The sequence below is a fragment of the uncultured Prevotella sp. genome (assembly GCF_946407605.1).
Lineage (GTDB): Bacteria > Bacteroidota > Bacteroidia > Bacteroidales > Bacteroidaceae > Prevotella.
Genome location: NZ_CAMJOS010000051.1, coordinates 1 through 11,897, shown reverse-complemented (window position 1 = coordinate 11,897; position 11,897 = coordinate 1). Strand labels below are relative to the sequence as shown.

Below are 11,897 nucleotides of genomic sequence, written 5' to 3'. Positions count from 1 at the left end.
GGATAGCCCGTTGCACCATTCACAGGCTGGTTCTTAGTTAAAAAGCGTGGTGCCACTCCGTTAACACCCGCGGTCGACCAAAACCAACAGCATTACGGAAGGCCCACGCCGGAAGATATATGTTCCAAAGGGACATAATCTAGCCTGGGCACATTCCTTGTAAGCTGTTGTTCGGTATATTTGGTCGTTCCGGGTGCTACATCAGAATGCGCTTTTGCTCATGCAATTATTCGCTTTAAACGAAATTATGCCATATTGCGAGTGCAAATATACAACAATTATTTCATTTAAACGAAAAATCATACCGTTTTTTATCGTTATCTGTGCAAATCCGTTTGTTGCACACAGTTTATTCCACAAAAACGAGCTGATTATGTGGATTGTACCTCCTTAATCATAGTCACAAGTTGGTGCTCCAGTTCTTGCATGAAGTCCTGAAGAGAATAACTACCTCGTTCTATCTGGCGCAGTTTGTGTTCCCATTGGCCAGTGAGTTCTGGACTCTTCAAAAGAGTTGAATGAATCTGTGCTATCAGATTTCGACCTGCTGGATTGGAAATAAGGTTGCGATGATCACGTCGAACATAGTCACGCTTTACCAATGTTTCGATGATAGAGGCACGACTTGATGGGCGGCCAATGCCGTTTTCCTTCATGGCCTCTTTCAAAGTTTCATCCTCGACGAACTTTCCGGCAGTTTCCATTGCCAGAAGGAGTGAGGCCTCAGTATAATGCTTGGGCGCAGTGGTCATCTTCTTCTCAATGGAAGGAGTGTGCTGACCAGATTCTCTAACCTTGAATGACGGGAGGGTTACTTTCTCATTGTTCTGACTGTCATAGTCTATAAGCTCCTTACCATAAACAGCACGCCAACCTTCTGAGAGGATGGTACGACCTGTGACCTTGAACGTAAGAGAACCAGCATTGGCCAAGACAGTTGTATTGGCATATTCGCAAGCCGGATAGAACGCCGCACAAAAGCGACGGACTACTAAGTCATAGACTTTATGCTCAAAGTCATTGAGAGTGCTAAGGTTTCGAGTATCACCAGTCGGGATGATAGCATGATGATCTGTCACCTTGCTGTTGTCGAACACCCGCTTGCTCTTCGGCAATTGGCGACCTACCAAAGGTCGTGCTCCAGCACAAACATCCGTCAGATTGGCGATAATGCCAGGACACTTGGGATAGATATCATCCGTCAGGAAACGGGTATCGACACGCGGATAGCTGGTCAGTTTCTTCTCATACAGGCTCTGCAGATTCTTCAACGTCGTATCGGCAGAGAAGCCAAACTTCCTATTGCAATCAACCTGAAGCGACGTGAGGTCATAGAGCTGTGGCGGTTGTTCACTGCTGCGTTTCTCCAGCACATCTTTTATAATTAAAGGACTGCGACGGGCAACGGCCAAGGCTTCTTCAGCAGCTTGCTGAGTCTGGAACGAACTGTTGGTAAACACCGTATCGCGGTATTTCGTGGCCAACGTCCAGTAGGGCTTTGGCACGAAATGCTCAATCTCATTGTCACGGGCAACAATCATCGCCAATGTCGGAGTCTGCACACGCCCAACACTAAGCAGCTGTTTGTACTGACCATACCTGAGAGTATAAAGTCTGGTGCAGTTCATACCCAACAGCCAGTCACCCTCGGCGCGAGCCAGTCCTGCCTCGAAGAGCGAGTCATAATTGCTCTGAGGTTTCAGATTCTGGAATCCCTGACGGATGGCTTCTTCTGTCAGCGACGAAATCCATAATCTCTTGACGGGACACTTAACTCCCGCGAGCTGCATCACCCACCGTTGGATGAGTTCACCCTCCTGACCGGCATCACCGCAGTTCACGATGCTATCGGCCTTCTTATACAGATCCTTGATAACCTTGAACTGCTTCTTAATACCGGGGTTATTGATAAGTTCAACCTCATACTGAGGTGGAATCATCGGCAACACGGACATGCTCCACTTCTTCCACTGAGGATAATACTTATCCGGCGATTTCAGTTCACACAAGTGACCGAAAGTCCACGTTACCTGATAGCCATTACCTTCGTAATAGCCATCTTTCTTCGTTCTCGCTCCCAATACCTTAGCGACCTCCAAGGCCACCGAAGGCTTCTCACAAATACATACTATCATATCGTTTTTTCCTGCAAAGGAACTGCAAACCGATGGAACCATCTGCCTTACGAAATTATCATTCCTGGTTTAACAATTCAGATTGGATTCCATTCGTGAATTGTTAATTCACGCAAGAAAACTGAAACAGCAGGCCTGAGCCAGCAGATTGTTGTAGTTTTGCGCCGCGAAAGCGATAAAGAAACAAACAGCGAAATGAAACAGAGAAATCCACAATGGAAACGCCACCTTATTATATTAATAGGTGCAGTAATGATTGCAGGTCTGACGGCTTGCAACAGTAAGAAACAGAAGTTCGAGTTCGACCACGCACAGGAGGCCATAGCCGCCTGTCATCAGGAGTTGGCGACAGTCAAGGACCAGAAGGATGCCACCATCGACGAACTGGTGGCTCGCATCAACACCTGGCAGGAACTGCAGGACTCGACACTCACCCTCATGGTGCGGGATTCCACACTCCAGAACGATGCCCGACTCGCCTCGGAGTTCTTTGCCGTAACCGACAGCTTCAGGATGGTCATCACCCGTCTGGCACTTGCCAAGCAGCGCTCGATGGCCGACGTAGTAAAACTGAAGGTAGGCACCTCTGCCAGTCGCAAGGCCATGCTGGCCTCCGATGAATTCCGTTCGGCGCGTCAGTATTACCTCGACTTCAACCGCCGCATCCTCCAGAGCGCCGAGACATGCCGCAACGACATTATGGCTCAGAAACAGTTGGATGCCAAGCAGTCGGCCAACTACCGATGGCTCCTCATTCAGCCGTTCCTGGCGATGGACAACTACGCCACGGCCATGCTGACCCCGCAGCAGGAGCAGACGTTGACACATTTGGCCGAGGAACTGCCCATGCTCCTTGCCTACGTTGACGGCAAAGACTATGCGCACTCGCCCAAATCGGAAACGGAAAAACTCTCCTCAGTGCTGAGCGAGTATTTCCTGAAGTGTTACCTCAAAAGCGTTTTGTGATGCTATTCATTATAACTGGAGAAGTCGATGAGCGCATCATCGCAAACCTGATGGGCTTCCTCGAAGCCACCGAGAGCATGGAAAAGTTCAAGACCGATGACCTCGAACTGACCGCCCTGAACGACGGCAATCAGGCGACGGTAACCATCCCCCTGACCCATCAGGAAATGATAGACGACCTGATTGACCTGCTCGTCTCGAAGCTCCTCTTGCAGGTGCTCTACCTCTACAGCGACAAGGCCGGCAACAACTTCCACGCCCTCGCCTACTCCATGCCCTATCAGGACGAAATGTATGTGGTACGCATAGCGTCACACCAGTGCGGCATCATCGACGAGATACACGTCGATTTCTATGCCTCCATCGAAACCGTCTTCACCTTCCTGAAGCAGGAACTGGAGCGACTGGAGCAACCGCAGCCCGACCTCGACATCGAGGAGCTGCAGCGTCTCGACGCATTGCTCATCAACTTCCTCTGACCGCCACCGGCAGTCACCTTTCAAACGACAAAAACAAACAGATTAAACGACTTAACAAATTCATAAAGCAACATGAGTATAATAGACTTGAAAATGATTCTGATGTTCGTGATGGCCGCCGTGCCGTTCACGTTCGCCATGCGCTGGCGACCTGCATTCGCCACGCGATTCTACGAGGGCATGAAGCGTAGCGAGAACTTCCGCAAGTTCTTCACGCTCGTCATCCTGATGGTGATGATAGCCCTCGAGTTCATCGACTTCCAGGCATCCACCGCCATTGCCACGATGATGCACGACAGCCATCTGTCTGCAGCCGATGCCGCACAGACCATCGGCCTTTACGGCGCACTGATGACCCGCCCCTACGCTACACTCCTGGCCGCAGTGATGAGCCTGGCTATGTTCTCGTACAAGTGGGCCGACACGGTGCTCACCTACCTCCACGACCACCCGAAGCATTTTCTCGTCGTGGCAGCCCTCGCCATGCTCATCGCCATGGTCTCGCCTCGCTACATCATCGTCACCGAGATGCTGGAGATAGTGCTGCTTGCAGCATACATCTACCCCGACCGTAACGGCAACATAACAGGAGGCGGCATCCCGCAGTCCACTATGCGGGATGCCGTGCTGGCATAAACACTAAAGCATTACGACATGGATAAGGACACAGTTAGAAACAGCCAGGTGCGAATTGTCACAGACATCGCTCTCTGGAACCTGCTGCTGCAGGGTGTGAAGAAACAGCCGAAGTACAGTCGCCTCGAAGCCTTCCGCGACCTGATGGAGCGTCAGCGCATCGCGCTGCTTACGGGTGACGGAAAGTTCATGAAAGGCAGCGTCCTCGAGTTCTCGAAAGCCTGGGGATGGGACCGCGATACGGTCAGCCGTTTCTTGGAGAAGTTACAGGAGCTTGGCATCGTCACCATGACCTTGGCAGGCAACCGAAAGGCAATCAAGTTAAACTATATCACAGACAACGATTTTTAGTGTGTACGACGACTGAAACGGAGAGCGCTTGCGCGTCTGCCCCAGGTCGTGCCACACTGCCCTTGGGCAGAAGGGTGTAGCCTAATACGCACTTTGTCGGCAGATGCCCCACAAAGATGCCCGTCCTCAATCGCAAGCGAATTGGAGCAAGCTCTCGGACGGTTAGGCTCAGGGTTCACACCCCAAGACCCCCATTTGAACTAATAAACGAACAAAAACATGGCTAAGCAAGTATGCGATTTAAGAGCAGGAAAAGGTATAACCGTTGCTCAAAGTAACGAACACCTTCGTGTAGGACAGCAAAACGCCTATATGAAGAAGGTATCAGGTACACAAGACCCCACCCGCGAGCATCTCAACTTCGAGATTGGCCGTGGTGGCATAGTAAAAGAGGTGGATAAAGACACCTCCATCCCCACCCGTATTAGGGAAATTCTGAAGGCAAGGGGTATCACCGACCCCAATGCAGGGCTTTCTGAGGATGATCCGCGTCGCCGTCGGACGGTTGCGAATATCATATTAGAAGGTTCAAGAGACGTGATGCGTCAGTTGGCCTTCGGCAATCAGGAAGTGAATTTCAAACGTGGATCAGACAATTCTCAGGTCACCCGCTGCCCAGGAATTGAGAAGTGGGCACAGGACATGTATCACTTCATGGCCGACAAATACGGTGAGGATAACATTGCGGCATTTGTCGTTCACCTCGACGAGACCCTACCACATATCCATTGTACACTGCTACCCATCACAGAAAAGAACAAGTTTTCCTACAATAAGTTCTTTGGCGGTAACAAGGAGGATGGCTCACGTAAGTTCAAGGAACTGCACGACCAGTTGGCCGAGGTAAATGCCAAGTACGGACTGGAACGTGGTGACAGCATCGCCACGACCAATGCCAAGCATAAGTCATATATGCAGTGGCTGGAGGAACAGATTGATTCCGGCAAGGTAACCCTCAATGAGCAAGAACAGAAGATGACCGAACAGTCCACACAGATTACGGCAAATCAAGGGAGACTTGACAATCTGGAAACCGAAATCAAAAGAGCCGAGAAACGCTACAAGGGACTGACCACTATGATAATCAATCTTCGAGAGCAGAAGCAGAAAATCATCACCGAGATTGGTGGTCTTGAAGAGGAATACAAGAATGGTCATATTCCCATCGATGAACTTGAAGAGAAGAAACAAAAGTTAGAAGACCAACTTAACGATATACAGACAAAGTTGGATGACAAGAAAACAAAACTCGATGCAGCCATGACACAGTTAGAGGAACTGACAGGCATGAAAGAGAATCTTGAAAAGGCATACGATTCGTTATATGAGCAGGTCGAAAAGAACAGTCCGACACTGGAGGATGATGCCATGCGTGAAATGACTACAATGATGTGGAGCGAGGCCATCGAAGAGGTTCAGAAGGAACACCAGAGGTTGTGCGACTTCTCCAAGAAACTGCCGCCTGGACTGCGGAATGAGTTTGAGGGACTGATGGATGGTTCTTTCATCGAAGACATAGCCGAAAGAGGCAATGCAATTGTCGCCGCCGCAACCGCTATTTTCACGGGATTGATAGATGGTGCTACAAAGTATGCACAGGATCATGGTGGCGGCGGTAATGGCCCGGGAAGTGGCTGGCGACGCAAGGAAGACGAGGACGAGTATGCGTATCGTAGGCGTTGTTGCATCATGGGCCGCATGATGATGAGACCAGCTGGACGAAAATTGAAACGTTAATTCAAGCATGATAATTTCTGTGCGTCTGTGCAGTGAAATAGATGTTGTACTTTCGCGGCTAAAAAAATAAAAAGGTATTAAGCAAATGAAGAAAACAATGATTTTAATGGCAGCATGTCTCGTAGCAGGGACAGCTGCAGCACAAGATTCTCCCGTCGATGATTGGGGAGCAAATTGGTTCCTCTCAGCCAAGGGAGGTGTATCGGCTTTCATTGGTAAGCCAGTAGGACATGGTGATTTGTTTGACCGTGAGAAACCGTTGCTGAATGTGTCAGTGGGCAAGTGGTTCACGCCTCATGTGGCTGGCCGACTGGCTTTTCAGGGTCTGCAACTGAAGGATGCCAATATGGTATCATGTAATTACCAGAACCTGCATGTGGACTTCTTGTATAACCTCACAGCGCATAGTGACGGGATGCAGAAGTGGGACATCATCCCATACGCCGGATGTGGACTGATTCATAACAGTTATAATGGTCAGAAGCCATTCGCTATCTCCTATGGCCTCATTGGTCGCTACCGACTGTCGGAGCGCCTGCATTTGTCTGGAGAACTCGGAGCCACGACCACCTGGCAGAACTTCGACGGGCAGGGAGCATCTGATAAACTCGGTGACCATCTGCTGCAGGCCAGTATCGGTCTGAGTGTTACCATCGGCAAAGTCGGGTGGAAGAAAAGTCGCGTCCATGAAGTTGATTTGAACCAGGTGAACAGGTATTACGACTCATGGCAGAACCAGAACAAGGGAACTGTTCCTTCGGTACAGTCCACCGCTGCCCATGAGCGCAATAACTATAGCGGTCTTAACTCACTTCGTAAGCGTTTGGCCAACAAGGATTGGGATGGCATCAGCGATACTATCAACGTGGATAGTCTGGCTGATTCAACCGCCATCGCCGCCAACAAGTACCTGCACATCCTGAAGTCTGGCAAGAAGTACATTGGCGCACCTATCTATTTCTTCTTTAAGATAGGAACCCATGAGTTGACAGAGAACGCACAGTTCATCAATATCAAGGAGGTGTCAGAAGTCATCAAGAAGTATGGCCTTCAGGCCCGAATCATTGGTGCTGCCGACAGCGAGACAGGTACGCCTGAGATCAACGAACGCCTGAGTGTCGAGCGAGCCGACTATATCGCAGGACTGCTGAAGGCTCATGGCGTTGACGAGACTCATATCCAGAAGAAGCATCGTGGCGGTATCGACAGCTACGAACCGCTCAATGGCAATCGTAACACCTGCGTCGTACTTTATTTCAAGTAGTCTATGGCAATACGGAAATATACTAATCCGCGAGAGTTGGATCTCTCGACAGGTCTTCAGGAGGTTTTGCGCAAGAATGGTATGCAGGCGCATATCAGTTTGGCGAAGGACGGTGGTCGTGAACTCATAGTATTGGGTCACGACTCTCCTGTTTTGACCTACAAACTGAATGAGAAACAGGTGGAGAACCTCATGGGCTGGGGAACCACCTACGAGAATAAGAAAGCCTATAACACTTTCGCCTCTATCGTGAAGGATGACTTCTACATGCCGCAGAACTTTGTTTCTGCCAGCAATGCCTTCGGTCGTGTGGCGATGGGACTGCATGGCTATCGTATCGGACATGGGGAGTATGGCTACGATGCCAGACCTGCCCGCCGAACACCTTGGTTTGCTCCCTTCAGCCGTCAGGGCCGTGGTTGGGCAGGTGACTTCGTAGGCTATGCCCCTCGTACTGAAGGATTCCATCTTCGCCGTATCGGTGACCACGCCTATCGTCCTTGGGGAGGTGGCCCGATGGTAACGGAACGACCTGACAACAGAGTGAAACCAGGAGAAATGCTCTCCGGTGGCTATGGCTTTTACTTCAAAGGCCATCAGAAAGAAACGCCCGTCGAGGTGCTGGACCAGATTTCCATCGAACCCAAGATAAAGCCTTTGGAGGCAGCACCCCGTCCACAAGGTCAGGGCATCCCCTACTCTTCTGTCATCACCTCTGATGTCTATTTCAGCAATGACAAGTTCCAGGAGGTGTTGAAGTCACACGGCATCGTCATCGACGAAGCCAAGAAGACACTCACCATCCAGTCGAATCTCTCAAAGGTGGATCTCCAGTATGACCTGAAGCCGGAGGAACTGCAAAAGCTCATGGCCAACAAGGTCAGTGGTAAAGGCGGCGTTTCAGTTGATGCCCGTCTGGCCATCATCAATGAGGTCATCGGCAAGGACTTCGATACGAAGCTCACCAAGGACATGCTCGAAACCAAGGAACTGGTATCGCTCGACCTGAAGCCGGAGGTTCGTCAGGAGGTGGAAGCGCCATTCATCGAACAGGAACGCCGCATCGCAGAACAGCAGCGTCTCGCCGAAGCCAGAGCCGAACAGCGCAGAGAGTCTGAGCGTATTGAACGCGACCCTAATGCCATCAATGGCAGGGAGATTCAGACCATCCTGGGCAACAAGGGTTGGTTTCAGCCAGTGGCCAATGGCCGTGAAATGGTCGTTGGCGAGATTCGGGTAGATAAAACGCTCAATGGTACATACGTCATGGAGGCAGAGGTAAATGGCCGACTCCTCGCCCACTCCATCTCAGCCAAAGACTATCAGAAGTTCCTCGACCTCGACGATGCCCATCGTCTGAAGATGTTCGATAAGGTTTTCAACGAGGTCGAAATCAAGTCGGCACATGGGGAGAGCCTATATCAGGATGACCTATACCTTGCGCACGACGGGCAAAGCATCGTCCACCAAAAGGAAGTGGACATCCAAAATGCCACTTCCAACAGGGTGGACGGTGCAGCCCTTTTGGAGTTTAATGAGCGCAAGGGCTTTTACCGCGAGAGAGCACATGGCCGTGAGGTCGAGGTGGGGAATATTCAGGTTGACCCTACAGCGAATGGCAAATACAAGATGACCGCTGTCATCAATGGGCAGACCATATCACATGAGATTACCCAGAAACAGTACGACAAGTTCCTCGCCGTCGATGACTATCACCGTATGCAGCTCTTCTCGAAGATCTTCAATGAGGTGGACATCAAGACCCGTCCAGGCGAAGGCCATAACCTCGGTGCTGCTCTTTTGGCCGCATTGGTCGTTGGCGGTGAGGTGATGCGTGACGGTCTGTCTGTCCCACATGAGCCGAGACCTGAGATTTATGAAACCCGTACCGGCCCCGTCTATCATAAAGCAGGAGTTGTCAGTCCGGCTGATGTAGCTGCTGCCAACTTCCGCTCAGAGGAAGCCAACCTTGGTGTTCCTGGGCCTGATGAGGGTATCAGACGTGGCATGTAGATAATTTATCTTTATTAAATAAGAATGATACCATCTTTATTCTTTCATAATCGACACGGACTACTGGCATTGGCCGTCCTGATGGGCGTGCCTGCCAGTAGTTTTGGGCAGGTTGGCGAGGCCAATCCGCTGCAATATGCCGCTATTGCCGAGGGGACGAGCCTGCTGAACAGCACGATAAACAGCCAGACGAAAGGTATGCAGAAGACCGCTGCTTTTCAGGGAACCATCGCGGCAGAGTTCACGAAGATGAAACAGTGGGAGGGTAAGTATAATGCTTACCTGAAAACGGCTCGTGGCTATGCCGATGCCCTCAAAGCCGGGTGTTCACTCTATGCCGACGGTGTTCAGACCCTGCAACATCTCTATGAGATACAACGGGCCATCAATGCCAATCCTGTGGGTATCGGTGCCACACTGGCCATGAACGACCTCTATCTCGAAACAGCGACGGAGTTCATCAAGACTTATCGCCTGTTGAAGGTGTCGGTGGCCAAGGGTGGCACGGACAATATGCTGACGGGAGCCGAACGGACGGAAATGCTCTGGCAACTGTCCGACGAACTGGCCCGGCTGAATGCCAAGCTGCGCACCCTCGCCATCAGTATCGCGTATCATAATCTGACGGATGTCTGGAACCAGTACACGGCTGGGATGGTTGACAAGAGCCATGCCGAGATAGCCAGTGAGGCCTACGAACGCTGGCGCAGGGCATCAACCGTGAGTCAAATATTGAATGAGTGATGAAGAAGCTATACCTGATAATACTATTGTGTGTGCCGCTGAAATCTGTGGCCGGTATCGACCCCGGACGTGTGGCTGCCATTGAATTAGCCTCTGACCAGGCGAAGAAAACCATCGAGTCGCAGGAGAAGGCGCAGCTGCTGATGACCACCGGCCACGTCTGGATAAAGGAGGAGGTGGAAGCCACGACCGACTTCCAGCGCGAGTTCAACGACTACCTGGATAAGTTCCACGATGTGCTGTCGATAGCGGCTGAGATCTACGGCATCTACTACGAGGTGACGCAAACCTCGAAATGCGTGAAGGACTTGGGCCATGTCCTCGCGGACAGTCCTGAGAACGCCTTGGCCGTGGCTTTCTCCACGCGCCGCAATGTGGTCTATCGCAACATCGTGCGCACCACGCTCGACGTCATCATGGACATCCGTAAGGTGTGCTTTGAGAGCAGCAAGATGACGGAACAGGAGAAGAATAAGGTGATCTCGACCATCCGTCCCAAACTGCGCACCATCAACAAACAGTTGCGCCAGCTCACCCTCGCGCTCCGCTATACGTCGTTTCTCGATGTGTGGAACGAGCTGATGGAGCGGGCCTATTACATGAACCCCGCCACCAAGCACGACATCATCACCCGTTGCCGCCGCCAATGGTGGAATAACGCTAAATCGGTAAGATAGAAATGGAAGAATCGAAAGAGATACAAAGCATTTACAGCATATTCCGAGTCGTCATCTACGTCTCGCTGGTCGTTGAGTTTTTTGAGTATGCCTGCAATCCTGAGCTGCTCGACACGTTCGCCGGAGTGCTGACCGACCTGCATGAGCGCATGGGACGCTGGCTGATTTACCAGCCCGGTCACCTCGCCTATAGTAAGATTGCCACGCTCCTACTGGTCATTATCACCTGCATCGGCACCCGCAACAAGAAACAGATTGAGTTCGATGCCCGCAAGATGGTGTTCTGGCCCATCGTCATCGGATTCGTGCTGGTCCTGTTGGCCGTGTGGCTCTACTACACCGACTGGCTGCACTACCGCCTGTGGATATTCCCGCTGAGCATCTGGCTCTACATGGTGGCCTCCATCGTTGGCACGGTGTGCGTCCATGTGGCGCTCGACAACGTGTCGAAGTATCTGAAGGAGGGACTGATGAAAGACCGCTTCAACTTTGAGAACGAGAGTTTCGAGCAGAACGAGAAGCGCGTCGATACGAAGTACGGCGTGAACATCCCCATGCGCTACTACTATCACGGCAAGTTCCGTCATGGCTGGATCAACATCAATAACCCCTTCCGTGGTACGTTCGTGGTGGGTACGCCTGGATCGGGTAAGACATTTTCTGTTATTGAGCCGTTCATCCGTCAGCACTCGGCCAAGGGCTTTTCGATGGTGGTTTACGACTACAAGTTCCCTACCCTCGCCCAGAAGCTCTACTATCACTACCGCATCAACAAGGCGAAGGGCAAGACGCCGCCGGGCTGTCAGTTCAACATCATCAACTTCGTGAATGTGGAGTATTCGCGCCGTGTGAACCCTATCCAGCATAAGTACATCGACTCATTGGCCGCTGCCCA

The 11,897-nt window shown here is 51.3% G+C and carries 11 protein-coding genes; 10 read left to right on the top strand and 1 reads right to left on the bottom strand.

All coding sequences use genetic code 11. The features are described from left to right. Positions 1-371 precede the first annotated feature (371 nt). The gene (locus Q0R57_RS13900) at positions 372-2,135 is read right to left on the bottom strand and encodes a DNA topoisomerase 3 (RefSeq protein ID WP_294748972.1); all 1,764 of its coding nucleotides are present in this window, start codon (positions 2,133-2,135) and stop codon (positions 372-374) included. Positions 2,136-2,330: 195 nt separating this feature from the next. Here Q0R57_RS13900 and Q0R57_RS13895 point away from each other — a divergent pair, with 195 nt between their 5' ends. The 10 genes from Q0R57_RS13895 to Q0R57_RS13850 all read left to right on the top strand — a co-directional run. Continuing rightward, entirely contained in the window at positions 2,331-3,101 is a 771-nt protein-coding gene (locus Q0R57_RS13895) for a hypothetical protein (protein WP_294748968.1), read from the top strand. Further along, the gene (locus Q0R57_RS13890; protein ID WP_294748966.1) at positions 3,101-3,580 is read left to right on the top strand and encodes a hypothetical protein; all 480 of its coding nucleotides are present in this window, start codon (positions 3,101-3,103) and stop codon (positions 3,578-3,580) included. The genes Q0R57_RS13895 and Q0R57_RS13890 overlap by 1 nt, the downstream gene beginning before the upstream one ends. Before the next feature lie 72 nt (positions 3,581-3,652). Further along, positions 3,653-4,216 carry a hypothetical protein gene (locus Q0R57_RS13885; protein ID WP_294748963.1) on the top strand — a complete coding sequence of 188 codons (564 nt, stop codon included), beginning with the start codon at positions 3,653-3,655 and terminating at the stop codon, positions 4,214-4,216. A gap of 18 nt (positions 4,217-4,234) precedes the next feature. Beyond that, on the top strand, positions 4,235-4,567 hold the full coding sequence (locus tag Q0R57_RS13880) for a hypothetical protein (protein WP_294748961.1): 333 nt from the start codon (positions 4,235-4,237) through the stop codon (positions 4,565-4,567). Between the two features lie 219 nt (positions 4,568-4,786). Further along, positions 4,787-6,304, top strand: a complete 1,518-nt coding sequence (gene mobV, locus Q0R57_RS13875; protein WP_294748958.1) for a MobV family relaxase — start codon at positions 4,787-4,789, stop codon at positions 6,302-6,304. 85 nt (positions 6,305-6,389) lie between these two features. Then, the gene (locus Q0R57_RS13870; RefSeq protein WP_294748956.1) at positions 6,390-7,568 is read left to right on the top strand and encodes an OmpA family protein; all 1,179 of its coding nucleotides are present in this window, start codon (positions 6,390-6,392) and stop codon (positions 7,566-7,568) included. A gap of 3 nt (positions 7,569-7,571) precedes the next feature. Beyond that, positions 7,572-9,581, top strand: coding sequence for a hypothetical protein (locus Q0R57_RS13865; protein ID WP_294748953.1), 2,010 nt, complete (start codon positions 7,572-7,574; stop codon positions 9,579-9,581). A 24-nt stretch (positions 9,582-9,605) separates the two neighbouring features. Then, positions 9,606-10,325, top strand: coding sequence for a hypothetical protein (locus Q0R57_RS13860; protein WP_294748950.1), 720 nt, complete (start codon positions 9,606-9,608; stop codon positions 10,323-10,325). Beyond that, positions 10,325-11,002, top strand: a complete 678-nt coding sequence (locus Q0R57_RS13855; RefSeq protein WP_294748948.1) for a hypothetical protein — start codon at positions 10,325-10,327, stop codon at positions 11,000-11,002. Before Q0R57_RS13860 ends, Q0R57_RS13855 begins: the two co-directional genes overlap by 1 nt. Before the next feature lie 2 nt (positions 11,003-11,004). Further along, a partial coding sequence (locus Q0R57_RS13850; RefSeq protein ID WP_294748945.1) for a YWFCY domain-containing protein occupies positions 11,005-11,897 on the top strand: 893 nt, incomplete at its 3' end.